Origin of the sequence: Burkholderia sp. BCC1998 (genome assembly GCF_905339875.1) — a bacterium.
In the GTDB taxonomy this organism is placed as follows: Bacteria; Pseudomonadota; Gammaproteobacteria; order Burkholderiales; family Burkholderiaceae; genus Burkholderia.
The window spans coordinates 392,130-415,132 of record NZ_CAJPHE010000003.1 but is presented as its reverse complement, the minus strand read 5'-3'; the positions used below and the strand labels follow the sequence as shown (position 1 = coordinate 415,132).

Sequence of the window (23,003 nt, the reverse complement as noted above, 5' to 3'; positions counted from 1 at the left end):
TTTGGGGTCGGAAACGTTGGTCATGTTTCGTTACGCAACCACCTCACTTACACGCGAAACTTCAAGTAAATTCTCAGGAATGGTTGCCTAAGCCCCGCCGGAACGTCTACCATCGGGTCTGTCTGTTGTCATACGATTCGCGAGCGCGCTGCGCTCGTCCGCCTTGTCATGCTTCGAATCTGGGTTCCCGTCGCCGTCGTTTCACTGCTCGCGGCCTGCTCCAGCGTGCCGCCGCAGTCGGCCTCGCGCACCTCCGGCATGAACATCACGACGCCGCGCGCCTTCCCGGCACCCGCCAATTTCCCGAAATTCGTCGACCACAGCGTCGGCCAGGAAGAGATCTCGATCCAGGCGATGAGCCTCGTCGGCGTGCCGTACCGCTGGGGCGGCAACACGCCGACGAGCGGCTTCGACTGCAGCGGCCTGGTGCGCTACGTGATCGGCCGCGCGGCCGACGTGGACCTGCCGCGCACGACCGCCGACATGAGCAGCCGCGGCGTGTCGATCGACCCCGGCCAGGTCGCGCCGGGCGACCTGATCTTCTTCAATACGACCGGACGCCCGCATTCGCACGTCGGCATCTATGTCGGCAAGCTGCGTTTCGTCAACGCGCCGTCGACCGGCGGCACCGTGCGGCTCGACTACCTGACGAACCCGTACTGGGCCAAGCGCTTCGACGGCATTCGCCGCGTCGCGCCGCCGCGCGGTGCGCCCGGGCCGTTCGATGCGCCGACCTACGAGGCTCGGCGCGATGCGCCGGCGGCGGCGCCTGTCGTCGCGGCAGCCGCGTCGCGGCGGCCTGCCTCTGCGTATGCCGCGTCTCAGGCGGGCGTCGCGCCGTCGCCCGCTCCGGTCGTCTCGACCGCGGCGGTTGCTCCGACGGCCGCGGCAACCGCCCCCGCCGCCGATCCGTACGAACCGCCGCCGCGCGTGCTGACCGCGCAGCAGCAGGCAACGTCCGTGAATGGCGACATGACCGCCACGACGGCGAATCCGGGGCCGGCCGGCCCCACCGAGACCGGCACGCAGATTCCGACCACCGCGCTGACGGCCGCCCAGGCTGCCGCGTTCGACGCGGAACCGCCGCCCGCGGCCGCCGCGCCGTCGCTGCGCAACACCGAGCCCGTGCAAGTGTTGCGCGCTTCGACGCAATCCGCGCCGGTCAGCCCGCGCACCGCCACCGCCGACGATCCGATCGCCCGCTTCGCGAACGGCAGTTACTGATCCGGCGCATCCCCGGCGGTGGCCCCGCCGTGCGCCGCCCCTTTCCCGACCGCGCAAAGAAAATGCGCCGCAACCTTTCGGTGTGCGGCGCATTGCGCGTGTCGACCCGACAGCGTCGATATCAGAAGATCTGGTGCCCGAGCCACCATCCGCCGGCCGCGAACAGCGCGGCCGCCGGCAGCGTCAGCACCCACGCCCAGACGATGTTGCCGGCGACGCCCCAGCGGACGGCCGACAGCTTCTGCGTGGCGCCGACACCGACGATCGCACCGGTGATCGTGTGCGTGGTCGACACCGGAATGCCGAGGAACGACGCGATGAACAGCGTGATCGCCCCGCCGCTTTCGGCACAGAAACCGCCGACCGGCTTGAGCTTCGTGATCTTCTGGCCCATCGTGCGCACGATGCGCCAGCCGCCGAACAGCGTGCCGAGCCCCATCGACAGGTAGCACGCGCCGATCACCCACGCGGGCGGCGCATCGGACGTCGCCGACGCATAGCCCGACGCGATCAGCAGCATCCAGATGATGCCGATCGTCTTCTGTGCGTCGTTGCCGCCGTGGCCCAGGCTGTACAGGCCGGCCGACAGCAGCTGGAGCCGCCGGAAGCGCCGGTCGACCTTGCTGGGCGCGGTGCGGAAATACAGCCACGACACGCCGAGCATGAACAGCGAGCCGAGGATGAAGCCGAGCAGCGGCGAAATGAAGATGAACGCAATCGTCTTCAGCAGACCGTCGATGTTCAGCGAGCTCCAGCCCGACTTCGCGAGCGCCGCGCCGACGAGGCCGCCGATCAGCGCGTGCGACGAGCTCGACGGAATCCCGTAGTACCACGTGATCACGTTCCAGCCGATCGCACCGACCAGCGCGCCGAACACGACATAGTGGTCGACGATCTCGGGATCGATCGTGCCTTTACCGACAGTCTGGGCGACTTTCAGGTGAAAGATGAAATACGCGATGACGTTGAACGCGGCCGCGAACACCACGGCCTGCTGGGGCTTCAGCACCCCGGTCGACACGACGGTGGCGATCGAGTTCGCCGCGTCGTGGAAGCCGTTCATGAAGTCGAATACGAGCGCGACGAGCACCAGCGTCGCGACCATCCATAGGGCGAGTTGTATCGAATGCATCGTGGTCCGCTCAGGCGTTTTCCAGCACGATGCCTTCGATGATGTTCGCGACGTCCTCGCACTTGTCGGTGATCTCTTCGAGCAGTTCGTAGATCGCCTTCAGCTTGATGAGCGTCTTCACGTCGTCTTCCTCGCGGAACAGCTTCGACATCGCCGCGCGCAGCACGCGATCGGCCTCCGACTCCCAGCGGTCGATTTCCTCGCACTGCTTGAGGATCTGTGCCGACTGCTTCATGTCGGACAGCAATCCGACGGCCTGCTGCACGTGCTGCGCCGACTGCGTGACGATGTGCGCGAGCTGGCTCGCCTCGGACGTGACGGACTGCACGTCGTACAGCGACACGGCCGTCGCGACGTCTTCCATCAGGTCGAGGATGTCGTCCATCGTCGTGATCAGCTTGTGGATCTCGTCGCGATCGAGCGGCGTGATGAAGGTCTTGTGCAGCAGATCGATCGCTTCATGCGTCAGCTTGTCAGCGGCCTTCTCGGCGGTCTGCACGTTTTGCTTGTGAATCTCGGCGTCGGCGAGATTGTCGATCAGCAGTTCGAGCTCGCGGCCACCGGAAACGATGTGCTTCGCGTGCGCGTTGAAGAGTTCAAAGAACTTGCCCTCGGTGGGCATGAATCGACCGAACATGGGATTCCTGAGAGATTGTCAAACGACTGTCACGAAAACGGGCGATATTGTACCGTTTTCGGTTGCGCCGCGACGCGCGCATATGCGCGCGCCGGGATTGGATACAACGCTTGGCGAAATAAGGGTTTACAACCGGCGTAGAAGTGTTACTCGCCGTAGAAGTTCTGCGCCCCCGCAAAGTTGTCGAACTTCGTGTATTGACCCAGAAACGTGAGCCGAACGGGTCCGATCGGGCCGTTACGCTGCTTGCCGATGATGATTTCGGCCGTGCCCTTGTCCGGGCTGTCCGGGTTGTAGACCTCGTCACGGTAGATGAACAGGATCACGTCCGCATCCTGTTCGATTGCGCCCGATTCACGCAAATCCGACATCACCGGACGCTTGTTCGGACGCTGCTCCAGCCCGCGGTTCAGCTGCGACAGCGCGATCACCGGCACGTCCAGCTCCTTTGCCAGGCTCTTCAGCGATCGCGAGATTTCGGAAATTTCGGTCGCACGGTTCTCGCCCTGCGACGAACCCGACATCAGCTGCAGGTAGTCGACGATGATCAGGCCGAGCTTGCCGCACTGACGTGCGAGACGCCGCGCGCGCGAGCGCAATTCCATCGGGTTCAGGCCGCCCGTCTCGTCGATGAAGAGCTGCGCCTCGCTCATCTTCTGCACCGCGTGCGTCAGCTTCGGCCAGTCCTCGTCCGTCAGCCGGCCGGTACGCATCCGGTGCTGGTCGAGCCGGCCGATCGAGCCGAGCATACGCATCACGAGCTGGGTGCCCGGCATTTCCATCGAGAACACCGCGACCGGCAGCCCGTACTCGACGGCGACGTATTCGCCGATGTTCATGGAAAAGGCCGTTTTTCCCATTGACGGTCTTCCGGCCACGATGATCAGTTCGCCGCCGTGCATCCCGGACGTCATCCGGTCGAGGTCGACGAAGCCCGTCGGCGTGCCCGTGACGTCACTCGGGTTCGCGGTGTGATACAGCGTGTCGATGCGCTCGACGACCTGCGTGAGCAGCGGCCCGATCTCGAGGAAGCCCTGGTTGCCGCGCGCGCCCTCTTCGGCGATCGAGAACACCTTCGACTCGGCCTCGTCGAGCAGCTGGCGAACTTCCTTGCCCTGCGGATTGAACGCGTCGGCCGAGATTTCGTCCGCGACCGACACGAGCCGGCGCAGCACCGCGCGGTCGCGCACGATTTCCGCGTAGCGGCGAATGTTCGCGGCGCTCGGCGTGTTCTGCGCGAGGGCGTTCAGGTACGCGAGGCCGCCGACGTCGTCGGCCTTGCCGGACGTGGTCAGCGCTTCGTACACGGTCACGACGTCGGCCGGGCGCGTCGACGCGATCAGCCGGCCGATGTGCTCGTAGATGATCCGGTGGTCGTAGCGATAGAAGTCGCCCTGCGACAGGAAATCGGCAATCCGGTCCCATGCCGCGTTGTCGAGCAACAGGCCGCCGAGCACCGACTGCTCGGCTTCGACCGAATGCGGCGGGACTTTCAGCGATTCGATTTGAGGATCTTGCGGCGCGTTCATGGGTTGGGATTATCGCGAATAGATCGCAGCAGCGCTACCGCTCCGGCGATCGGGCAATAAAAAAGGCAGGCCCCGGTTGCCCGGGCGCCTGCCCTTGTCCGGACGGCGGAAGCCGCCCGGAAAGCTTGCATACGCTTACGCGTGGTCGCCGATCACGTTGATCGTGACGTCGACGACGACGTCCGTGTGCAGCGCGATCTGAACGACGTGCTCGCCGATCATCTTCAGCGGGCCTTCCGGCATGCGAACTTGCAGCTTCTCGACTTCGAAACCTGCCTTCTTCAGCAGTTCCGCGACGTCGCCGTTCGTGACCGAGCCGAACAGACGGCCGTCAACGCCCGACTTCTGCGTGATTTCGAACGACTGGCCGTTCAGCTTCTCGCCGACTGCCTGCGATGCCGCCAGCTTTTCAGCAGCGATCTTTTCGAGTTCAGCGCGGCGAACTTCGAATTCGGCGATCGCTTCCTTCGTTGCACGGCGAGCCTTGCGGTTCGGGATCAGGAAGTTGCGAGCGTAACCGTCCTTGACCTTGACGATATCGCCGAGGTTGCCCAGATTGGCGACTTTTTCCAACAGAATGATTTGCATTCGAATTCTCCTTATGGCGTCGCCGAGTTACGCCTTGTGCTGATCGGTGTACGGCAGCAGCGCGAGGAAACGCGCACGCTTGATTGCCGTGTCGAGCTGACGCTGATAGTGCGCCTTCGTACCCGTCAGACGCGCCGGCGTGATCTTGCCGTTTTCGCCGATGAAGTCCTTCAGCGTTTCCGTGTCCTTGTAGTCGATCTGCTCGACGCCGGCAGCCGTGAAACGGCAGAACTTCTTGCGCTTGAAGAGCGGGTTTTGTTGCTGACGACGCTTGTCGAATTTCTTACCAGTCGGGCGGGCCATGATTTCAGTCCTTTCCTATGTCCTGCAATGCAGTGATGTGAAACACCAAGGTTCTCGCGTTGCGGCTCTTCTTTGCCAGGAAGCCCGTGAACAGCGTTTCGACGCCCATTTCACGACGCTCCAGCTTGCCGCTCGCCTCACCGGCCGCCACCGCCTCGATCGTCATTTCGACCTGACGGGGAATGCCTGCTTCGACGACTTCCGTGCGGTGATGCAACGTGGCGCTTGCGATCGGAACACCCGCCGGCGTATATCGCACCGGTGCGCGTTCGACGACGCTCGCCGTCAATTGCAACCTGTTCACGTGAGTGACGCGCTCCTTGATGGCTTAATGAGTGACGAACTTAAGCCTGCGCTTCGGTCGGCTGAGCTGCAGCCGCCTTCTTGGCTTCTTCGCGCTGAACTTCCTTCATCATCGGCGACGGGCCGGTCTCGGCCTTCTTCATCTTGACGATGAGGTGGCGCAGCACGGCGTCGTTGAACTTGAACGCGTGTTCGAGTTCGTCGAGCGTCGTCTGGTCGCACTCGATGTTCATGCAGACGTAGTGAGCCTTCGCGAGTTTCTCGATCATGTAGGCCAGCTGGCGACGGCCCCAGTCTTCGACACGGTGGATCTGGCCGCCGTGCGTCGTGATCGTGGTCTTGTAACGCTCGATCATCGCGGGCACTTGCTCGCTCTGATCGGGGTGCACGATGAATACGATTTCGTAATGACGCATTACACACTCCTTGTGGATTAAAGCCACCCGGGCGTCTGAACCGGTGTGGCAAGTGAGAAGCCGAAGATTCTAACCCGGATACGGGGCGCGTGCAATACCGATCGACGATTTCCGACCGGATTCGGCCATGTTTTCAACGACTTGAATGGCGCCGGCAGCTGAAGCCGCCGTCGGCGCGACCGTTCTGAAATGGGGGCGGAGTGTCGGGCGCGCGCTTGCGGGCCGGCGACGCGGCCCGCCGTCACTCGACGCGCGCCCCGCCCAGCCGCGCGTCGAGCGCCGTCCTGAACGCGGCCAGCGCCGACGGCTCGGCGTCGGTCACGGCCCACCACGTCATCCCGGCCGCCTCCCAGCGGTCGAGCGCGTAGCCCTGCGACACGGTCGCGTACGGCGCGGCCTCCCGCCCGACGCCTGCCGGCTGCACGTACACGTCGATCACGTGCTGCCGGTATCGGTACACGAGCACCGCGACGCGGCGCCGCCCGACGTAGTCGAGCCGGCCGCCCGCGAGCGGGAAGCCGCTCGCCGACAGGTCCTCGACCGGCGGCGCATAGTCGAGCCGGCCGTTGAACCAAGGCTTGACCGTATGCCGGTCGGTCGAGATCACGTCGATGTCGCGCGCCGACAGGCCGGCGCGCACGTGGCTCGCGACCAGTTCGTCGACCGTCTGGTCGGTTGCGGCGTGGCGGGCGGACAGCGCCATCCCGGCCGCCGCCGCGAGCGCGACCAGCAGCGCGACGCCCCAGCCGAGCCCGGGCAGCGCGGCGACGCCCGCCCCCGGTCCGGCCGACGCCGGGCGAGCCGCCGCGCCGCGCCCGCCCAGCCACGCGAACCAGCGGCGACCGGTCGGCCGAGGCTGGGCCCGCGGCCGCGCCGCCGCGTCGTCCGGCGCCGGTTCCACGCGGGCCTGGCCGCGCGCGTTCGCGCCGGCCGCCGCCGGCAGCGCCGCGAGGATGCTCGCGCGCAGCGCCTCCGGCGCGCGGTGATAATCGGCCTGCCGCACGGCGCGCCCGAGCGCGACGATCCGCTCGCGTTCGCGGCGGCACGCGTCGCAGCCTTCGACATGCCGCTGGACGCGCAACGCATCGGGCGCCGACAGCTCGCGGTCGACGTCCGCGTCCAGCAAAGCGCGCGCTTCGTTACAGTCCATCGATCGCCTCCGATGCGGTTCCGCTTGCCGACGCACGTCCCGGCGCGGGTTCGGGTGCCGGCGCCTGCGTGCCGGCCAGCAGCGCGGCGAGCCGACGCCGGCCGCGCGCGAGTCGCGACATCACGGTGCCGACCGGTACGTCGGCGATCGCCGCGATCTCGCGATAGCTCAGATCCTCCATCTCGCGCAGCACCAGCACCTCGCGGTATTCAGGCGGCAGCTTCGCGAGCGCCGCGTTCACCAGCCGAACGTTCTCGCCGCGCAACAGGTGCGTGAGCGGATCCTCCGTCGCCGGCTGCCAGTCGTCCGGCACCTCCGTGTCGTCGAGCGTGTCGGGCAGCGCGACCTCGTGCGCGTGGGCGCGGCGGCGCCACTCGGTGTACCAGGTGTGGCGCACGATCGTCAGCAGCCACGGCCGCGCGTTGTCGCCGCGGCACGAGTCGACGAAACGCAGCGCGCGCATGCACGCGTCCTGGACGACATCGTCCGCGTCGCCCGCATTGCCGCTCAGCCAGCGCGCGAGGTTGTACGCGGCGTCGAGATGCGGCAGCACGAGCACGCGAAACCGTTCGCCGCGCGCGACCGCGTCGTCCTCCGCCCGTTCGTCGACCGCCTGTCCGGCTTGCCCCACATGACCTCCCTGGTCCCGGCGGCCGAAGCCGCGCCCGTTCCGCGTCCGGTGCCCGGACAGACCGGCAGCGGGCGCTCTCGATGACCTTACCGCCGCTGCGTCGAGTTTATTCCCGCACGAAGCCGATGATGCGCAAAAAAATGCCGGAAACCGCCGCGCCCGTTACGGCGTGCTGTTCCAGTAGCCGGGGCGCGCATACGCTTCGCGCAGGTAGTCGATGAAGTAGCGCACGCGCGCGGGCACGTAGCGCTGCTGCGGATAGACCGCGAGGATGTCGTAGTCCGGCAGCGCGAATTCGTCGAGCACGGTTTCGAGTTCACCCGTTTCGAGCTGCGCGGCGATTTCCCAGGTCGAGCGCCAGCCGAGCCCGAGGCTTTCCGCGACCCAGCGATGCAGCAGCTCGCCGTCGTTGCAGTCGAGATTGCCGGCCACCCGCATCGTCACGATCTTGCCGTGGCGCTGGAAATACCAGCCGCGGTTCTGGCCGCCCTGCAGGTTGAACGCGAGACAGTTGTGCTTCAGCAGGTCGTCGAGCGACTTCGGCCGGCCGTGCTTGCGGAAATACGCGGGTGTGCCGCACACGACGCGCCGGTTCGACGCGAGCTTCACCGCGACGAAGTTCGGATCGACCGAGCCGCCGATCCGGATCGACAGGTCGTAGCCTTCGCGCACGAGATCCACGACGCGGTCGGTCAGGTTGAACGACAGCTGCATTTCCGGCTTGTCGACGAGGAAACCGGGTGCGTGCGGCGCGACGTGCTTGCGGCCGAACGCGGCCGGCGCGGACACGATCAGGTGCCCGCTGACCGCGCGCCGGCCGGCGGCCAGCTCGTTCTCGGCCTGGTCCCATTCGGACAGCAGCCCGCGGCAGCGCTCGAGGAACGCGGCGCCCTCCTCGCTGACCACCAGCCGGCGCGTCGAGCGGTACATCAGCTTCACGCCGAGGCGCTTCTCGAGCGCGTCGATGCGCCGCCCGAGCACCACCGGCGACACGCCCTCCTCGAGCGCGGCCGCCGCGAGGCTGCCCGCGTCCGCGACCCGCACGAACGTCTCGATCTGCTTGAAACGATCCATTTCCCGTCTCCGTCCCGGCTCCGACACCGGCGGGAAGCCCCGTCCGGCCGTCATTCCATACTTTTAGTTTCGAAATAAGCGACTTCGGCTGATCTTATCAAACCTTTCTTGCGTCCCTAAAGTGTTCCCAACAGACCGATTCGCAAGATCCAACTATCCAAGGAGACATTCATGGCCAAGATGAGAGCCGTCGACGCAGCCGTACTCGTGCTCGAGAAGGAAGGCATCCAGACCGCGTTCGGCGTGCCGGGCGCAGCAATCAACCCGTTCTATTCCGCGATGCGCAAGTCGGGCGGCATCAGCCACGTGCTGGCGCGCCACGTCGAAGGCGCGTCGCACATGGCCGAAGGCTTCACGCGTGCCGCACCGGGCAACATCGGCGTGTGCATCGGCACGTCGGGCCCCGCCGGCACCGACATGATCACCGGCCTCTACTCGGCATCGGCCGACTCGATTCCGATCCTCGCGATCACGGGCCAGGCGCCGCGTGCGCGCCTGTACAAGGAAGACTTCCAGGCCGTCGACATCGAGTCGATCGCGAAGCCCGTCACCAAGTGGGCCGTCACCGTGCGCGAGCCGGCGCTCGTGCCGCGCGTGTTCCAGCAGGCGTTCCACCTGATGCGCTCGGGCCGTCCGGGCCCGGTGCTGGTCGACCTGCCGATCGACGTGCAGCTCGCCGAAATCGAGTTCGACATCGACACGTACGAACCGCTGCCGGTCTACAAGCCCGCGGCGACCCGCGCGCAGATCGAGAAGGCGCTCGCGATGCTCAACGACGCGGACAAGCCGCTGATCGTGTCGGGCGGCGGCGTGCTCAACGCAGCGGCCGAAGACCTGCTCGTGCAATTCGCCGAAACGATCGGCGTGCCGGTGATCCCGACGCTGATGTCGTGGGGCGCGATTCCGGACGACCACCCGCTGATGGCCGGCATGGTCGGCCTGCAGACGTCGCATCGCTACGGCAACGCGACGATGCTCGCGTCCGACTTCGTGCTCGGCATCGGCAACCGCTGGGCAAACCGCCACACGGGCAGCGTCGAGGTCTACACGAAGGGCCGCAAGTTCGTGCACGTCGACATCGAACCGACGCAGATCGGCCGCGTGTTCGGCCCGGATCTCGGCATCGTGTCCGACGCGAAGGCCGCACTCGAGCTGTTCGTCGCGGTCGCGCAGGAATGGAAGGCCGCCGGCAAGCTGAAGGACCGCAGCGCGTGGGTGTCCGAGTGCCAGGAACGCAAGCGCACGCTGCAGCGCAAGACCCATTTCGACAACGTGCCGGTCAAGCCGCAGCGCGTGTACGAAGAGATGAACAAGGTGTTCGGCCGCGATACCTGCTACGTCAGCACGATCGGCCTGTCGCAGATCGCAGCCGCGCAGTTCCTGCACGTGTTCAAGGCACGCAACTGGATCAACTGCGGCCAGGCCGGCCCGCTCGGCTGGACGATCCCCGCCGCGCTCGGCGTGCGTGCGGCCGACCCGCGCCGTCCGATCGTCGCGCTGTCGGGCGACTACGACTTCCAGTTCATGATCGAGGAACTGGCCGCCGGCGCGCAATTCAAGCTGCCGTACGTGCACGTCGTCGTGAACAACTCGTACCTCGGCCTGATCCGCCAGGCCCAGCGCGCGTTCGACATGGACTACTGCGTGCAGCTCGCGTTCGACAACGTCAACGCACCGGAGCTGAACGGCTATGGCGTCGATCACGTGGCGGTGGCCGAAGGCCTCGGCTGCAAGGCGCTGCGCGTGTTCAAGCCGGAAGAGATCGAGCCGGCGCTGCGCCAGGCGCAAACGCTCGCGGAAGAATTCAGCGTGCCGGTGGTCGTCGAAGTGATCCTCGAGCGCGTGACGAACATCTCGATGGGCACCGAAATCGACGCGATCAACGAATTCGAGGAGCTCGCCGAAAAGGCCGAGCACGCACCGACCGCGATCTCGATGCTCGACTGATCCGCACGCCATTTTTTGACTGACCGACCGAAGAGGCTTAGCTCATGCCGAAGTTTGCTGCAAACCTGACCATGCTGTTCAACGAAGTGCCGTTCCTCGACCGCTTCAAGGCGGCCGCGGACGCGGGCTTCGACGCCGTCGAGTTCCTGTTCCCGTACCCGTACGCGAAAGAGGAACTCGCCGAGCGGCTCGAGACGCACCGCCTGCGCCTCGTGCTGCACAACCTGCCGGCCGGCAACTGGGACCAGGGCGAGCGCGGCATCGCGTGCCTGCCCGATCGTGTCGGCGAGTTCCAGGAAGGTGTCGGCCGTGCGATCGAGTACGCGAAGGCGCTCAAGGTGCCGCAACTGAACTGCCTCGTCGGCATCCCGTCGGCGAGCACCGCGCGCGACAAGACCTTCGTCACGATCGTCGACAACCTGCGCTTCGCCGCCGACGCACTGAAGCGCGAAGGCATCCGCCTGCTGGTCGAGCCGTGCAACAGCTTCGACATCCCGGGCTTCGCGCTGAACCGCTCGTCCGAAGGGCTCGACGTGATCCGCGCGGTCGGCTCGGACAACCTGTTCCTGCAGTACGACATCTATCACATGCAGCGCATGGAAGGCGAACTGGCCGCGACGATCGAACGCAACCTCGCCTCGATCGGCCACGTCCAGCTCGCGGACAACCCGGGCCGCAACGAGCCGGGCACGGGCGAGATCAACTATGCGTTCCTGTTCGCGCTGCTCGACCGGCTGGGCTATGCCGGCTACGTCGGCTGCGAATACAAGCCCCGCACCACCACGACGGAAGGGCTCGGCTGGCTGCAAAGCGTCGCCGGCTGCGCACCGGGCTCGGCGCGTCGCGCCGCCTGAGATCCGCTCTTCCCGTTTTCAGCCCTATAGGAGACTTTCACATGGCAACCATCGGTTTCATCGGCCTCGGCATCATGGGCGCGCACATGGCGCGCAACCTGCTCAAGGGCGATCATCAGCTCGTCGTGAACGGTGCGTTCCCGATCCCCGACGACCTGCGCGCGAGTGCGAAGGTCGTCGCGAACTCGACCGAAGTCGCGCAGCACGCCGACATCATCATCGCGATGGTGCCGGACACGCCGGACGTGCGTAACGTGCTGTTCGCCGACGACGGCGTCGCGAAGGGCCTGAGCGCCGGCAAGCTCGTGATCGACATGAGCTCGATCTCGCCGCTCGACACGCAGGAATTCGCGAAGCAGATCAACGCGCTCGGCTGCGACTACCTCGACGCGCCGGTGTCCGGCGGCGAAGTCGGCGCGCGCGAAGCGACGCTGACGATCATGGTCGGCGGCCCGGAGAAGGCGTTCGAACGCGCGAAGCCGCTGTTCGAGAAGATGGGCAAGAACATCACGCTCGTCGGCGAGAACGGCGCGGGCCAGACCTGCAAGGTCGCGAACCAGATCATCGTCGCGCTGAACATCGAGGCGGTCGGCGAAGCGCTGCTGTTCGCCGCACGCTCGGGCGCCGATCCGGAGCGCGTGCGCCAGGCGCTGATGGGCGGCTTCGCCGCCTCGCGCATCCTCGAAGTACACGGCGCGCGCATGACCAAGCGCACGTTCGATCCGGGCTTCCGCATCGAGCTGCACCAGAAGGACCTGAACCTCGCGCTCGACGGCGCGCGCAAGCTCGGCCTCGCGCTGCCGCACACGGCGAGCGCGCAGCAGCTGTTCAGCGTGTGCGCCTCGCACGGCGGCAAGGCATGGGATCACTCGGCACTCGTGCGTGCGCTCGAGATCATGTCGAACTTCGAGATCGGCCAGACGCCGGCCGCGTAACGCGGACGCAACGGCGCGCGTTTCGCTGCAACGGCGGAACGCGCGCGACGAATACACGCGATCCGGTCACGGCCGGTCGCATCGATGCGCGACGATGCGCGCATCACGGTGGGGCGCCCCGCCGCGTATCGCCGAAACGCGTGCGCGACGGGGCGAAAAACGCCGCTCTGGGCTGAGAGCGGCGTGGTGGGGTCCGCAGCGGCACCCGGCGGCGCCGGGGAAGCCTTGGTCGGTCAGACGTCGTCGTCGGGTGTCCGCCTGTCGGATTTCGCGTATTACATTTCTTTACGTTCAAGCGTGCGATTTTTCATGCAATCGTCGCGCTGAACGCCTACACTTTCGCCACGCCTTTCGAGAAAACCGCCGCGCTTGGCGCTCGCTCCGGTGAGCGCGCCCAGCGCGGTGTTTTTTTCGCCACTTCACGGCGCGTTTTCTTTTCAACCACCTAGGGAGTGCAGCGATGGGTCTTCTTTCGTTTATCAAAGAGGCGGGTGAAAAACTGCTGGGTCACGCCGATGCGCAAGCAGCGGAAGATCCGAATGCCGCGAACCAGACCGCGGCCGACGCGATCAAGAACTACATCGGCACGCAAGGTCTCGACACGTCGAACCTGAGCGTCGCGTTCGACGGCGCGTCGCGCACCGTCACGCTGTCGGGCAGCGTCGCCGATCTCGACACGAAGGCGAAGGTCAAGGTCGCGGCCGGCAACGTGCAAGGCGTCGCGGGCGTCAACGACGACGACCTGCAGCCGGATGATCAGGAAGTTCAGTACCACGACGTGAAGCCGGGCGACACGCTGTCGGCGATCGCGAAGGAAGTGTACGGCGACGCGAACAAGTACCCGGCGATCTTCGAGGCGAACAAGCCGATGCTGTCGAGCCCGGACCGGATCTATCCGGGCCAGAAGCTCGTGATTCCGCCGCAGTCCTGAGCATTCGCGCGGCACTGACGCAAAAAAGGCAGGCCAACGGCCTGCCCGGACTGCTGACGAACCCCACGCTTTTCGGAGCGTGGGGTTTCGTCTTTTTGGCATCAGGGTTGCAGGCTCGCCGCGGGGCAAGCAGTCGAATCCGCCGCGCAAACCGTTCACGAGGCGCCGCTTTTTCATCCACGCCGCGCGCCGCCCGATCGGCGGCCAGCGGTCACAGCGTGTCGAATGCGCGTTGCAGCGCGTCGCGCCCGTGAATCCCGTTCGCGAGCGCGAGCATCAGCAGCACGCGTGCCTTGAACGGGCTCAGCGACCCGGCGCTCACGAAACCGAGCGCGTCGTCGTTCGCGGCGCCGTTGCGCATCACGTGCCCCGAGCCGACGCGCGACGCACGCACCACGGCGACGCCCGCCTTCACCGCATCGGCGAGCGCCGCCTGCAGCGTCGCATGGATCGACCCGTTGCCGGTGCCCGCGACGACGAGGCCGCGCACGCCGGCCGCGACGAGCGCATCGACGGCCGTGCGCGTCACGCCCGCATAGCTCGCGACGACTTCGACCGGCGGCCACGCCGCGGCGATCGCCAGTCGCGCATCGGGCGCGCGCGTCACGCGGCGCGCGAATTCGACGCGGCCGTCCTGCACCCAGCCGAGCGCGCCCAGTTCCGGCGACTGGAACGCATCGACCGCGTAGGTGCTCGTCTTCACGACGTCGCGCGCGCCGTGGATCCGGTTGTTGAACGCGACGAGCACGCCCTGCCCGCGCGCGGCCGGGTGAGCGGCGACGGTCACCGCGTTCAGCAGGTTCAGCGGGCCGTCGGACGACAGCGCGGTGGCCGGCCGCATCGCGGCCGTCAGCACGACCGGCTTGTCGCCGGTCACGACCAGATGCAGCGCGTAGGCGGTTTCCTCGAGCGTGTCCGTGCCGTGGGTGATCACGATGCCGTCGATCGCCGGATCGGCCATCAGCGCGTCGATGCGCGCGGCGAGCGTATTCCACAGCGGCAGCGCGAGATCCTTGCTGTCGATGCTGGCGACCTGCTCGGCATCGATGCGCGCGACCGACGCGAGCGCCGGCACCGCGTCGAGCAGGAAATTGACGCCGAGCGCGCCGGCCTGATAGCCGGCCGTGCTGGCGGCGTCGGGCGCGGCGCCGGCGATCGTGCCGCCGGTGGCGAGTACGGCGATGCGCGGCAGGGCCGGCGCGGACGAAGGGGATGCGGGGTTCGGAGTATTCATGGCCGCGATTGTAATGGCTCGCGGCCGGCATCCGGTAGATACGGCCGGCACCGGACGCTGCGCATCATGGTTAGTCCCGATCGCCGCGGGACGCACGCCGTCAACGGCCACGTCGCCCGCCGCGTTATAGGAATGCCGTTTTGGTGTTTTCACATTGATTTGCCATAATCGGAGCGCGCGGCGTGATGTGGCCCTGTTCCCGTTGCGCCGGGCTTCGTGACGGCGTCGATATAAAACGCAATTCACCCCATGGGAGTGTCGAAATGAAAATCCAATCGCTCGTAGCCGCAGTGCTTCTCGGCGGCATGCTGGCTTCCCCCGCTTTCGCGGCGAACAGCCAGCAGGACAAGATGAAGGCCTGTAACACGCAGGCCGCCGGCAAGACGGGCGATGAACGCAAGGCGTTCATGAAGGACTGCCTGTCGGCCAAGCCCGCGAAGAAGATGTCGCAGCAGGAAAAGATGAAGGCGTGCAACACGCAGGCCGCCGACAAGAAGGGCGACGACCGCAAGGCGTTCATGAAGAGCTGCCTGAGCAGCCAGCCGGCCGCCTGAGTTCCCGCGCTCCCGCACGAATGCCGCGCACCGCTTCGGCGGGCGCGGCATTTTTGTTTTCGTTGCACGCGCATCGACGCACGGGATGACGTGGAATGCGTCGCCGCGCCGGCCGGCGGCACCGTCGCTGCCGTCGTCGCGACCTGCTGCGCCGCCTGCCCGCCCCGCTTCCCCAGCACGCCGTACAAATGCCGCCATATGGTGCGGCAATTCGCCGCGATTTCTTCTATGATGGCTGCAACGCGGCCCACCCAAGTACAAGAAGCGCCATCGGGCCGCCCTCGAGACGGACGCGCACACCGCGTCAAACGGAGGCATGGATGGCATGGAGACAACACCGCTGGTTCCGCCGCTGGCTGATCGTGATCGTGTTCTGGGCCGTGCCCGTCGCGATCGTCGCCGTGCGCGAGATCCGCGAGGAAATGGCGTACAACAAGGCCGACCTGCAACTCGCGCTGACCACCTGGCAGCTCACCGATGCGCAGCAGGCGGCCGGCGCCGCCGCGAAGTGCCACGGCGATCCTGACGCGGCGCGCGCGGCCGGCTGCCCGGCCGACGTGCTGGCCGCCAACGCGGCACGCCAGCAGGCGGCCCGCGACGAATACGTCGTGCGCCGCAACACGCTCGCCGGTTATCTGTGGCACGCGTTCGTCGGCTACTGGGTCGTGCCGGCCGCCTTCCTGTTCGCGTGCGGGGTCGTGATCGCGCTGATCCGCCGCGCGTTGCGGCGCCCGCCGATCAAGCCGCCGACCCCGCCGGCGCCGCCCGTCACACACTGACCTGCCCCTGCCCGCACCGCCTTTCCACCGACCCCGGCCGTCGCGCGATGTAGCGACATATCGCCGTGCGCGCGCCGGTCCGTCCGTTGGTGCGCCGCGACACCGCAAAACGATTCGGCGCCTTTTCATGCGCGCACGAAATGGGGTTGTAATCCGTTGTGATATAACTGCCGACGTGATCCGCTCCGTGAGCGAGACTCACTCCGAACGTCATCCGATGGAGAAGAACGATGCAAAAACGGAACCTTGTGCTGAAAGCCGCCGCTGCGCTCGTCGTCGGCAGCCTTGCGCTCACCGGTTGCACCACTACCCCCGACAAGCCCGACAACGCCGCGACCAACGCGTCGAAGCGTCAGGCGATCGATTCGAGCGTCGACGCCACGCTGTCGCGCATGTATTCCACGGTCAAGGGTTCGCGTGAACTCGTCGCGAAATCGCGCGGCGTGCTCGTGTTCCCGGACGTGCTGCAGGCCGGCTTCATCGTCGGCGGCCAGTCGGGCAACGGCGCGCTGCGCGTCGGCGGCAGCACGGTCGGCTACTACAACACGTCGTCGCTGTCGGTCGGCCTGCAGGCCGGTGCGCAGTCGAAGGCGATCGTGTTCCTGTTCATGACGCAGGAAGCGCTCGACGAATTCCGCGGCTCGGACGGCTGGGCTGCCGGCGCCGGCGCATCGGTCGCGCTCGTGAAGATGGGCGCGAACGGCGCGGTCGACTCCAACACGGCCACCGCGCCGGTCCAGGTCATCGTGCTGACCAACGCCGGCCTGATGGGCGACGTGTCGATCAACGGCACGAAGGTCACGAAGCTGAAGATCTGACGCCGCGGCGTCCTCGTCCGTGCGCACCGCGCGCGGGCGATGTGCAAACGGCGATGTCCTCGCGGACATCGCCGTTCTTTTATCCGCACCCGCCGCGCGTCAGGTCGTCGAATCGATCACCTTGAAGCGCGAGCGCTTTTGCGCACGAATCAGCGACTGGTACACGTCGACGTACTGCTGCGCCATCCGCCGCGACGTGAAGCGCTCCTCGAAGCGCCGCCGCACGCGTGCGCGCGGCAGCAGGTGCAGCCGGTTCACGGCGGCCACCGCGCTGATCTCGTCCTCGACGATGAAGCCCGACACGCCCTCGTCCACCACCTCCGGCACCGCGCCGCGATTGAACGCGATCACCGGCGTGCCGCACGACATCGCCTCGATCATCACCAGCCCGAACGGCTCCGGCCAGTCGATCGGAAACAGCAGCGCATGCGCGCCCGACAGGAATTCTGCCTTCTCGTGGTCGGCGATCTCGCCGATGTATTCGACGTGCGGCAGTGCGAACAGCGGCTTGATCTCCCGTTCGAAGTACTCCTGGTCCGCCGCGTCGATCTTCGCGGCGATCCTGATCGGCAGCCCGCACTGGTGCGCGATGCGGATCGCGGTGTCGACCCGCTTCTCCGGCGAGATGCGGCCGAGGAACGCGAGATAGCGCGGCTCGACGGGTTGCGGCAGATACAGCGTGTCGGGCAGCCCGTGGTACACGGTCGTCTGCCATTTCGCCTGCGGCAGCGGCTGGCGCTGCGAATTCGAGATCGAGATCACCGGCGCGGTGTTGAACGTGTCGAACACCGGCTGCTGCTCGGGCAGGTCGAGCCGGCCGTGCAGCGTCGTCACGAACGGCGTGTCCTGCCGGTTGAAGACCGAAAACGAGTAGTAGTCCATGTGGAAATGGAGCACGTCGAAGTCCTTCGCGCGGCGCGCGACCGTCTCCATCAGCAGCATGTGCGGTGCGACGCGGTCGCGGATCGACGCATCGAGCCGCAGCGCGCGCGGCCATACCGGTTCGAGCCTGGCCCGGGTCGTCGAATCGCCGCTGGCGAACAGCGTCACGTCATGACCGAGGTCGACGAGCGCCTCGGTGATGTAGGACACGACGCGCTCCGTGCCGCCGTACAGCTTCGGCGGCACGGATTCGGTCAGCGGGGCGATCTGGGCAATTCTCATGGTCCACGTCTCCTGTGTCCTCGGTCGGCCGGCACGGGGGCTGGCGCACAACCCCCTCCGTGCAGCGCACGGCCGGCATCGCGCCGGCCGGATATCTCATTATTATTCGCGATCCCGATGCCCGGAAGCACCGGGCTTTCATTTTATGGGTGTTGTTACAGACAGGATACATTCGCGCCGCGGGCCCGACGGCGGGCTGCCGGTGGCATGCCGCCGACGCGGCCGCGCGCGCACCGCGTTGCCCGTCAGCGCGACGGCCACTTCCACGGCGGCAGGTCGCGCGTGTCCGCATCGACGAGCACGGTGGCGCCAAGCTGCTTGTCGAGCACCAGCGACTCGCAGCCGGCCTCGCGTTCGAGCGTCGCGATGAGCCGCGCGGCGTGCGACACGACCAGCACCTGCGAATGCTGCGCAGCCTGCGCGATCAGGCGGCCGAGCGCCGGCAGCAGATCGGGGTGCAGGCTCGTCTCCGGTTCGTTCAGCACCATCAGCGCGGGCGGGCGCGGCGTCAGCAGCGCGGCCGCGAGCAGCAGGTAGCGCAGCGTGCCGTCCGACAGTTCGGCCGCCGACAGCGGCCGCAGCAGCCCCGGCTGGCGCATCAGCACGTCGAAGCGGCCGCGCCCGCCCGGATTGTCGATGTCGATCGATGCGCCGGGGAACGCGTCGTCGATCGCCGCGTCGAGCGCGGCGGCATCCCCGATTTCGCGGATCGTCTGCAGCGCGGCGGCCAGGTCGGCGCCGTCGTCCGCCAGCACCGGCGTGTGGGTGCCGATCTGCGACTGCCGGGCCGGCGCCTGCGCATCGGTCCGGAAATGATCGTAGAAGCGCCACGACCGGATCCGCTCGCGCACCGCGATCATCTCCGGCGCGCCGACCGGATCGGCGAACTCGGTCATCATGCTGTCGAAGCTCGCGACCGGCTGCGGCACCGTGTGCCAGTCGCCCGACCCGCCGCGCGCGCGAATCTGCGCGCCCTGGCGGTCGACCAGCAGCGTCGACGGCCGCAGCAGCGCGCCGCCCCAGATGCATTCGCGCTTCACGACCGGATCGAGACGAAACATCGACGCATCGTTCTTCACCGGCAGGCCGAGATCGATCGCGTAACCGAAATCGTCGCCGGCGAAGCCGAGCTTGAGGCTCACCGGTCCGTTGCGCACCGTGCCGGTCACCGGCGTGTCGCCGCTCAGCATCGCGCGCGAAAAGCGCTCGGGGCCGGCCCACAGCGTCGACGGCAGCCCGCCTTCGCGCGCGAGCGACGGAATCACGCGGCCCTGCGCGGTGTCGGCAAGCAGCCGCAGCGCACGGTACACGCTCGACTTGCCGCTGCCGTTCGGCCCGGTGACGACGGTGAGCGCCGCGAGCGGCACGATCAGCTCGCGCAGCGAGCGGTAGTTGGCGATGGCAAGCGTCTTCAGCGCGGTCATGGAGGTGATGGCAGCAGGTACCGGCGCGCGTTCAGCGGCCTTCGGTGGCCTTCGGATCGGCCGCGGTGTTGGCCGCCGTGCTGGCGGCGGGCGGCCGCGCGTGCGGCCGTTCGGGGCTCGGCTCGCCCGGCGCCGAATCGTGCGGATACAGTTCCATCCGGCTGCGCGGCAGGCATTGCGGGAAACGCGCCTGCAGGTACGCGATCAAACCCTCGCGCACGCGGCAACGCAGATCCCAGCACGCCGACGAGTCGGCCGCACTGACGAGCGCGCGCAACTGCATCGTGCGCTCGGTGGCATCGGTCACCTGCAGCACCTGCACGCGGCCGTCCCACTCGGGCGCCGCATGGACGAGCCGCGCGAGCTCCTCGCGCAGCGGCGCGAGCGGCGTGCGGTAGTCGACCGACAGGTAGACCGTGCCGATGATCTCCGAGCTGTGGCGCGTCCAGTTCGTGAACGGGTTTTCGATGATCCACTGCAACGGGACGACCAGCCTGCGCTGGTCCCACAGCCGCACCGACACGAACGAGCCGGTGATTTCCTCGATGCGGCCCCACTCGCCCTGGATCACGACGACGTCGTCGAGCCGGATCGGCTGCGTGAGCGCGATCTGCAGCCCGGCGATCAGGTTGCCGAGCACCGGCCGCGCGGCGATACCGGCGACGAGGCCGGCGACGCCGGCCGACGCCAGCAGGCTCGCACCGACCTGGCGCACGTTCGGGAACGTCATCAGCGCGGCGCCCGTGCCGATGACCACGATCAGCACCATGACGGTCCGCACGAGCACCTTGGCCTGCGTGTGGACGCGCCGCGCGTGGAGGTTGTCGGCCGCATCCATCGGATGGGCCTGGATGATCGCGTCGCCGACGCCGGCCGCGAGCCGCACCAGCAGCCAGGTCAGCGATACGATGGAGCCGACCGCGGCCGCGGCGCGCATCCCGCCCACGAACGACATGCCTTCGTCGGTCTGGATCCACAGGAATTCGAGCGCAAGCAGCGCGAGCGTGACGAGCGAAGGTTTGTCGATGTAGCGCAGGATCACGCTCATCAGCGGATACGGCTGCGCGATGCGCTTGACGATGCGTGCGCCGAGACGGTGCACGATCACGACGACCAGCACGACCATGACCGACACGATCAGCGTGCCGGACCACGAATGCAACGGCGCATCGGCGATGCGCTGCAATTCCTCGATTGAATTCATCGGCGCCCGGGATGCTTCGGTTATGAGGCGCGGCGGCCTCGTCCTGGATGCGTCGGCGACGTCCGGGCAGCGCGCGCCCGGACCCGGTGTCAGATCAACTGCCGCCCTTGCAGGGGAATGCCTTGCCGAGACCGAGCGACACCGCGGTGCTCGCGTTGTAGTCGGCCAGCTTCGGGTTCTCCGCGATGTACTTGCGCACCGCGTCGGTCATCTGCTGCGCCCGGATGTCGGGCGGCAGGCAGAAATACTGCCCGACGCGCGGCCCGGTGGTGCCGCCGATCGCGTCGATCGTGTTGTAGACGCCATCGGCAGCGCCTTCGATGTAGGCCGCGCACGACGCCCGCGACTTGACGTCCGTCTTCGCGCACAGCCGGTCGAGATCCGCGCCCGTGAAAGCCGCCGCCGACAACGGCACGGCAAACGCCGCGGCACAAAACATAGCCCGCAACATGGTGTTCCTTATGTCAATGCGGCCTCGGGCCGCTTGCTGCGCTGACCGGCGCGGCGGCCGGACGCCCGCTGCCGGCCGGATTCCGGCCGGCCGGGCGCTGCGCCACCGCGCCGAAACCGTCATTTTGCACTCTTTTGCGCATCTGCCGGCGCCGATGCACCGACGCGCACCGTCCGCTTGCTCAGGATGTCGATCGCATCCGGCGCCTTGTAGTGCTGCGCGAACTCGAGCGCGGTGATGCCGAGCTGGTTCTTCACCTGCGGATCGGCGCCCTGGTCGAGCAGCAGGTTGACCGTCGACGCGTGGTTGCCGCGCGCGGCCATCATCAGCGGCGTCGTGCCGTTCGGCGACGCGGTGTCGATATACGCGTCGTGGTCGAGCAGGACCTTGACGACCTCGTCCTGGCCGTTGGTGGCCGCGTAGTGCAGCGGCGCCCAGCCCTTCTTGCTGACTTCCGCGCCCTTGTCGATCAGCAGCTTGACGAGCCCGACGTCGCCGTTCAGCGACGCGAGCATCAGCGCGTTCTCGCCGGCCTTGTCTTCCTTCTCGAGGTCGACGTTCGGCGTCGTGGCGAGCGCCGCGGCGACCTTGTCGGACTTCTCGCGCGCGGCGATCACGAGCAGCGGGTCACCGTTCGGTGCGATCGTGTTCGGATCGAGCTTGCCGCTCTTGAGCTGCTTGCCGATGTCGGCGATGTCGTCGAACTTGACCGCCTTGACGATCGCGTCGAGCGACTCGGCATGCGCGCCGGCGGCGGCAAACAGGCCGCTCGCGACGAGCGCGGCGGCGACGAGGGCGCGCTTGGGCAGGTATGTGGTCGGCTTCGTCATTGTTGTGGGCTCCTTCCCTGGGTTGTCGGCTGGGCGCGCGTCGTTAGCGGGCGATCTTGAACAGCCGGAAAAAGTTCTGGGTCGTCGCATCGGCCAGCGCCTCGACGGGGATGCCGCGCTCGGATGCGATAAAGCGTCCGACATGGCTGACGTACGCAGGTTCATTCGGCTTGCCGCGATACGGCACCGGCGCGAGGTACGGCGAGTCGGTCTCGATCAGCAGCCGCTCGAGCGGCACCCGCCGCGCGACGTCCTGCACGTCGGTCGCGTTCTTGAACGTGACGATCCCCGACAGCGAGATATGGAAGTTCTGCGCGAGCGCCTGCTCGGCGACGGGCCACGGCTCGGTGAAGCAGTGCATCACGCCGCCCGGCACGTCCGCGCGTTCCTCGGCCATGATCCGCAGCGTGTCTTCCGACGACGAGCGCGTATGGATGATCAGCGGCTTCATCGTCGCGGTCGCCGCGCGGATATGCGTGCGAAAGCGTTCGCGCTGCCATTCCATGTCGGCGATCGAGCGGCCTTCGAGGCGGTAGTAGTCGAGGCCCGTCTCGCCGATCGCGACGACTTTCGGGTGCGCGGCCAGCTCGATCAGTTCCGCGAGCGTCGGCTCGCGTGCGTCCTCGTGGTCCGGATGCACGCCGACCGACGCGTACACGTTGTCGTGCGCCTGCGCGATCGCGAGCACGTCGGGCAGCGTCTCGAAGTCGACCGACACGCACAGCGCATGCGTGACGTCGTGCTCGCGCATGTTCTCCAGCACGGCCGGCAGGCGGTCGGCGAGACCCTTGAAATTGATGTGGCAGTGAGAATCGACGAACATCGTGTTTCCTGAATACGTAAGGCGGGCGCTCATGCGCTCGCCGGCAGCCGTTTCCCCTCTTCAAGGAA

Annotated in this window: 25 protein-coding genes; 8 read left to right on the top strand and 17 right to left on the bottom strand. The window is 67.2% G+C overall.

The features are described from left to right. Positions 1-168 precede the first annotated feature (168 nt). Positions 169-1,224, top strand: a complete 1,056-nt coding sequence (locus U5A56_RS08160) for a C40 family peptidase (protein ID WP_321921796.1) — start codon at positions 169-171, stop codon at positions 1,222-1,224. Positions 1,225-1,345: 121 nt separating this feature from the next. On the opposite strand, the gene U5A56_RS08155 is transcribed toward U5A56_RS08160, so the two are convergent. From U5A56_RS08155 to U5A56_RS08110, 10 genes are all read right to left on the bottom strand, one after another. After that, positions 1,346-2,356, bottom strand: coding sequence for an inorganic phosphate transporter (locus U5A56_RS08155; protein WP_044847235.1), 1,011 nt, complete (start codon positions 2,354-2,356; stop codon positions 1,346-1,348). A 10-nt stretch (positions 2,357-2,366) separates the two neighbouring features. After that, positions 2,367-2,993, bottom strand: coding sequence for a DUF47 domain-containing protein (locus U5A56_RS08150; RefSeq protein ID WP_044847234.1), 627 nt, complete (start codon positions 2,991-2,993; stop codon positions 2,367-2,369). 146 nt (positions 2,994-3,139) lie between these two features. Continuing rightward, the gene (locus U5A56_RS08145; RefSeq protein ID WP_044847233.1) at positions 3,140-4,522 is read right to left on the bottom strand and encodes a replicative DNA helicase; all 1,383 of its coding nucleotides are present in this window, start codon (positions 4,520-4,522) and stop codon (positions 3,140-3,142) included. Between the two features lie 135 nt (positions 4,523-4,657). Beyond that, entirely contained in the window at positions 4,658-5,110 is a 453-nt protein-coding gene (gene rplI, locus U5A56_RS08140; protein ID WP_059449913.1) for a 50S ribosomal protein L9, read from the bottom strand. 27 nt (positions 5,111-5,137) lie between these two features. Next, positions 5,138-5,413 carry a 30S ribosomal protein S18 gene (gene rpsR, locus U5A56_RS08135; RefSeq protein WP_004193360.1) on the bottom strand — a complete coding sequence of 92 codons (276 nt, stop codon included), beginning with the start codon at positions 5,411-5,413 and terminating at the stop codon, positions 5,138-5,140. Positions 5,414-5,417: 4 nt separating this feature from the next. After that, a complete protein-coding gene (priB, locus tag U5A56_RS08130) occupies positions 5,418-5,717 on the bottom strand; it encodes a primosomal replication protein N (RefSeq protein WP_031399239.1) in 300 nt (99 codons plus the stop codon). A 40-nt stretch (positions 5,718-5,757) separates the two neighbouring features. Further along, positions 5,758-6,132, bottom strand: a complete 375-nt coding sequence (gene rpsF, locus U5A56_RS08125; RefSeq protein WP_006755436.1) for a 30S ribosomal protein S6 — start codon at positions 6,130-6,132, stop codon at positions 5,758-5,760. Between the two features lie 241 nt (positions 6,133-6,373). Further along, positions 6,374-7,282 carry an anti-sigma factor gene (locus tag U5A56_RS08120; protein WP_321921794.1) on the bottom strand — a complete coding sequence of 303 codons (909 nt, stop codon included), beginning with the start codon at positions 7,280-7,282 and terminating at the stop codon, positions 6,374-6,376. Next, on the bottom strand, positions 7,272-7,913 hold the full coding sequence (locus tag U5A56_RS08115; protein WP_044843634.1) for an RNA polymerase sigma factor: 642 nt from the start codon (positions 7,911-7,913) through the stop codon (positions 7,272-7,274). The genes U5A56_RS08120 and U5A56_RS08115 overlap by 11 nt, the downstream gene beginning before the upstream one ends. A 162-nt stretch (positions 7,914-8,075) precedes the next feature. Further along, a complete protein-coding gene (locus U5A56_RS08110) occupies positions 8,076-8,987 on the bottom strand; it encodes a LysR family transcriptional regulator (RefSeq protein ID WP_044843635.1) in 912 nt (303 codons plus the stop codon). A gap of 171 nt (positions 8,988-9,158) precedes the next feature. Between U5A56_RS08110 and gcl the strand changes: the two genes are divergently transcribed. The 4 genes from gcl (at position 9,159) to lysM (ending at position 13,654) form a co-directional block, all read left to right on the top strand. Next, positions 9,159-10,934 (top strand): glyoxylate carboligase, encoded by a 1,776-nt coding sequence (gene gcl, locus U5A56_RS08105; protein ID WP_044843636.1) that lies wholly within the window; start codon positions 9,159-9,161, stop codon positions 10,932-10,934. Between the two features lie 44 nt (positions 10,935-10,978). Next, positions 10,979-11,788, top strand: a complete 810-nt coding sequence (hyi, locus tag U5A56_RS08100) for a hydroxypyruvate isomerase (protein WP_011657073.1) — start codon at positions 10,979-10,981, stop codon at positions 11,786-11,788. A gap of 41 nt (positions 11,789-11,829) precedes the next feature. Continuing rightward, on the top strand, positions 11,830-12,723 hold the full coding sequence (locus U5A56_RS08095; RefSeq protein ID WP_321921791.1) for a 2-hydroxy-3-oxopropionate reductase: 894 nt from the start codon (positions 11,830-11,832) through the stop codon (positions 12,721-12,723). 460 nt (positions 12,724-13,183) lie between these two features. Beyond that, positions 13,184-13,654, top strand: a complete 471-nt coding sequence (gene lysM, locus U5A56_RS08090) for a peptidoglycan-binding protein LysM (protein ID WP_044843639.1) — start codon at positions 13,184-13,186, stop codon at positions 13,652-13,654. Positions 13,655-13,865: 211 nt separating this feature from the next. Here lysM and U5A56_RS08085 read toward each other — a convergent pair whose 3' ends face one another. Further along, a complete protein-coding gene (locus tag U5A56_RS08085) occupies positions 13,866-14,888 on the bottom strand; it encodes an asparaginase (protein ID WP_321921789.1) in 1,023 nt (340 codons plus the stop codon). Positions 14,889-15,151: 263 nt separating this feature from the next. On the opposite strand from U5A56_RS08085, the gene U5A56_RS08080 reads away from it, so the two are divergent. The 3 genes from U5A56_RS08080 (at position 15,152) to U5A56_RS08070 (ending at position 17,039) form a co-directional block, all read left to right on the top strand. After that, positions 15,152-15,442: a PsiF family protein gene (locus U5A56_RS08080; protein WP_044843641.1), complete on the top strand. Its 291-nt coding sequence runs from the start codon at positions 15,152-15,154 to the stop codon at positions 15,440-15,442. A gap of 320 nt (positions 15,443-15,762) precedes the next feature. Next, positions 15,763-16,221: a hypothetical protein gene (locus tag U5A56_RS08075; RefSeq protein ID WP_124833182.1), complete on the top strand. Its 459-nt coding sequence runs from the start codon at positions 15,763-15,765 to the stop codon at positions 16,219-16,221. 230 nt (positions 16,222-16,451) lie between these two features. Further along, entirely contained in the window at positions 16,452-17,039 is a 588-nt protein-coding gene (locus U5A56_RS08070; RefSeq protein WP_044843643.1) for a YSC84-related protein, read from the top strand. A gap of 99 nt (positions 17,040-17,138) precedes the next feature. On the opposite strand, the gene U5A56_RS08065 is transcribed toward U5A56_RS08070, so the two are convergent. From U5A56_RS08065 to U5A56_RS08040, 6 genes are all read right to left on the bottom strand, one after another. Then, entirely contained in the window at positions 17,139-18,203 is a 1,065-nt protein-coding gene (locus U5A56_RS08065; protein ID WP_044843644.1) for a glycosyltransferase family 4 protein, read from the bottom strand. A gap of 245 nt (positions 18,204-18,448) precedes the next feature. Then, entirely contained in the window at positions 18,449-19,627 is a 1,179-nt protein-coding gene (locus tag U5A56_RS08060; protein ID WP_321921787.1) for an AAA family ATPase, read from the bottom strand. Between the two features lie 31 nt (positions 19,628-19,658). Continuing rightward, on the bottom strand, positions 19,659-20,831 hold the full coding sequence (locus U5A56_RS08055; RefSeq protein ID WP_044843646.1) for a mechanosensitive ion channel family protein: 1,173 nt from the start codon (positions 20,829-20,831) through the stop codon (positions 19,659-19,661). A 94-nt stretch (positions 20,832-20,925) separates the two neighbouring features. Then, entirely contained in the window at positions 20,926-21,282 is a 357-nt protein-coding gene (locus tag U5A56_RS08050) for a Rap1a/Tai family immunity protein (protein ID WP_044843647.1), read from the bottom strand. Between the two features lie 119 nt (positions 21,283-21,401). Further along, a complete protein-coding gene (locus tag U5A56_RS08045) occupies positions 21,402-22,112 on the bottom strand; it encodes an ankyrin repeat domain-containing protein (RefSeq protein ID WP_321809175.1) in 711 nt (236 codons plus the stop codon). A gap of 43 nt (positions 22,113-22,155) precedes the next feature. Further along, positions 22,156-22,935: a TatD family hydrolase gene (locus U5A56_RS08040; protein ID WP_124486262.1), complete on the bottom strand. Its 780-nt coding sequence runs from the start codon at positions 22,933-22,935 to the stop codon at positions 22,156-22,158. Between the last annotated feature and the right edge of the window lie 68 nt (positions 22,936-23,003).

Coding starts and splice junctions, on each gene's coding strand:
- rpsF (WP_006755436.1), bottom strand. CDS start 6,132: ATGCGTCATTACGAAATCGTATTCATCGTGCACCCCGATCAGAGCGAG.
- hyi (WP_011657073.1), top strand. CDS start 10,979: ATGCCGAAGTTTGCTGCAAACCTGACCATGCTGTTCAACGAAGTGCCG.
- lysM (WP_044843639.1), top strand. CDS start 13,184: ATGGGTCTTCTTTCGTTTATCAAAGAGGCGGGTGAAAAACTGCTGGGT.
- U5A56_RS08095 (WP_321921791.1), top strand. CDS start 11,830: ATGGCAACCATCGGTTTCATCGGCCTCGGCATCATGGGCGCGCACATG.
- U5A56_RS08070 (WP_044843643.1), top strand. CDS start 16,452: ATGCAAAAACGGAACCTTGTGCTGAAAGCCGCCGCTGCGCTCGTCGTC.
- rpsR (WP_004193360.1), bottom strand. CDS start 5,413: ATGGCCCGCCCGACTGGTAAGAAATTCGACAAGCGTCGTCAGCAACAA.
- U5A56_RS08155 (WP_044847235.1), bottom strand. CDS start 2,356: ATGCATTCGATACAACTCGCCCTATGGATGGTCGCGACGCTGGTGCTC.
- U5A56_RS08120 (WP_321921794.1), bottom strand. CDS start 7,282: ATGGACTGTAACGAAGCGCGCGCTTTGCTGGACGCGGACGTCGACCGC.
- U5A56_RS08045 (WP_321809175.1), bottom strand. CDS start 22,112: ATGACGAAGCCGACCACATACCTGCCCAAGCGCGCCCTCGTCGCCGCC.
- U5A56_RS08160 (WP_321921796.1), top strand. CDS start 169: ATGCTTCGAATCTGGGTTCCCGTCGCCGTCGTTTCACTGCTCGCGGCC.
- U5A56_RS08075 (WP_124833182.1), top strand. CDS start 15,763: ATGGCATGGAGACAACACCGCTGGTTCCGCCGCTGGCTGATCGTGATC.
- U5A56_RS08050 (WP_044843647.1), bottom strand. CDS start 21,282: ATGTTGCGGGCTATGTTTTGTGCCGCGGCGTTTGCCGTGCCGTTGTCG.
- U5A56_RS08055 (WP_044843646.1), bottom strand. CDS start 20,831: ATGAATTCAATCGAGGAATTGCAGCGCATCGCCGATGCGCCGTTGCAT.
- U5A56_RS08080 (WP_044843641.1), top strand. CDS start 15,152: ATGAAAATCCAATCGCTCGTAGCCGCAGTGCTTCTCGGCGGCATGCTG.
- U5A56_RS08110 (WP_044843635.1), bottom strand. CDS start 8,987: ATGGATCGTTTCAAGCAGATCGAGACGTTCGTGCGGGTCGCGGACGCG.
- gcl (WP_044843636.1), top strand. CDS start 9,159: ATGGCCAAGATGAGAGCCGTCGACGCAGCCGTACTCGTGCTCGAGAAG.
- U5A56_RS08145 (WP_044847233.1), bottom strand. CDS start 4,522: ATGAACGCGCCGCAAGATCCTCAAATCGAATCGCTGAAAGTCCCGCCG.
- rplI (WP_059449913.1), bottom strand. CDS start 5,110: ATGCAAATCATTCTGTTGGAAAAAGTCGCCAATCTGGGCAACCTCGGC.
- U5A56_RS08040 (WP_124486262.1), bottom strand. CDS start 22,935: ATGTTCGTCGATTCTCACTGCCACATCAATTTCAAGGGTCTCGCCGAC.
- U5A56_RS08060 (WP_321921787.1), bottom strand. CDS start 19,627: ATGACCGCGCTGAAGACGCTTGCCATCGCCAACTACCGCTCGCTGCGC.
- U5A56_RS08085 (WP_321921789.1), bottom strand. CDS start 14,888: ATGAATACTCCGAACCCCGCATCCCCTTCGTCCGCGCCGGCCCTGCCG.
- U5A56_RS08065 (WP_044843644.1), bottom strand. CDS start 18,203: ATGAGAATTGCCCAGATCGCCCCGCTGACCGAATCCGTGCCGCCGAAG.
- U5A56_RS08150 (WP_044847234.1), bottom strand. CDS start 2,993: ATGTTCGGTCGATTCATGCCCACCGAGGGCAAGTTCTTTGAACTCTTC.